General features: G+C 66.7%; 1 protein-coding gene. It reads right to left on the bottom strand.

All coding sequences use genetic code 11. The features are described 5' to 3' along the window. Positions 1–924, bottom strand: a 924-nt coding sequence (locus EN984_RS36125; protein WP_245480203.1) for an FAD/NAD(P)-binding oxidoreductase, incomplete at both ends; no start/stop codon positions are given.

Here is a 924-nt window from a genome sequence, read left to right as displayed (position 1 = left end):
GATCCTTGGCGGTGACGTCGTTCTGGAAATCGACAAACGCCTTCACAGTCGTGTCCGGCCCGGCGCCGGGCGCCGCGCCCAACATACCGCGCGACCAGCTCTCCGACGCATCGACCTTCGGCTTACTGCTCTTGGCGGCTTTGGCGCCGGCATCTTTCGCCGCCTTGGCGCCCGCCGCATAGGCCTCGTCCACCGTCGCCGACAGCCCGTCGGTGCCGTTGCAGGCGCCCACCGAGACGCAGTCCTGCGCATAGGTGCCCGGCACGAAGCGCTTGGTCTCGTCGTTGAAGGCGACCTTTCCGCGCGACTGCGAGAACAGATGCACCGACGGCGTCCAGCCGGCCGACATCAGGATCGCATCGACCGCGATGGTGCGTTCGCCGCCGCCATTCTTCGGCTGCACGGTCATCGACGACACCCTGAGCTTACCGCCAGCGCGGATCACCGCGCGGCCGAAATTGATCTCGATGCCGAGCGCCCTCGCCTCGTCGATCACCGGTCCGGTCGGATTTTCGCGCAGATCGACGATCGCCGCCACGTTGACGCCGGCCTTCTTCAGGTCGATCGCCGCCGCGTAAGCAGAATCATTGGCGGTGTAGACGCCGACATTCCTGCCGACCGCGACGCCATAGTGGTTGAGATAGGTGCGCGCGGCACCCGCCAGCATGATGCCCGGCCGGTCATTGTCGGCAAACACCATGTGGCGCTCGATCGCGCCCGAGGCCAGCACCACGCGCTTGGCCCGGACCTGCCACAGCCGCTCGCGCGCCAGATCGTGGCCGGGGGTCCTCAGATGCTCGCTGACACGCTCGACCAGCCCCACAAAATTCTGCGCATAGTAGCCGAACGCCGTCGTTCGCGACAGCACGCGGACATTGTCCATTGCGGCGAGCTTCGCCACGGCAGCTTGCGCCCAGGCAAAAC

This window comes from Mesorhizobium sp. M7A.F.Ca.CA.004.12.1.1 (assembly GCF_003997835.1).
Taxonomy (GTDB): Bacteria; Pseudomonadota; Alphaproteobacteria; order Rhizobiales; family Rhizobiaceae; genus Mesorhizobium.
This window is presented reverse-complemented; position numbering and strand designations above follow the sequence as displayed.